The organism is Bacillus sp. SIMBA_031 (assembly GCF_046535225.1).
In the GTDB taxonomy this organism is placed as follows: domain Bacteria; phylum Bacillota; class Bacilli; order Bacillales; family Bacillaceae; genus Bacillus; species Bacillus velezensis.
This window is the reverse complement of record NZ_JAWRXC010000770.1, coordinates 1-229: the sequence shown is the minus strand read 5'-3', so window position 1 is coordinate 229 and position 229 is coordinate 1. Positions and strand designations below refer to the sequence as shown.

At 34.5% G+C, this 229-nt stretch carries 1 protein-coding gene; it reads left to right on the top strand.

What is annotated here, in order from left to right:
- The coding region (locus SB724_RS22140) for a hypothetical protein (RefSeq protein WP_486304074.1) at window positions 1-229 on the top strand (229 nt) is incomplete at both ends.

Sequence of the window (229 nt, the reverse complement as noted above, 5' to 3'; positions counted from 1 at the left end):
AACTACGCTTGTAGCAAGTGTTTTGCATTTTCGACTAGGTTATAATGTACTTATTCTTGACTGTGATTTTCCTCAAAATAGTCTAGTTAAAATGAGGGATAGGGATCTCAAAACGGTAATGCAAAACACCTACCATAAAAAAGCGGCTATCAAGCTATATCAGCAGATCAATAAAAAAGCATATTCTATTATTCAATGCAAAGCAGAAGAAGCATTGCAAAAGTCTGCT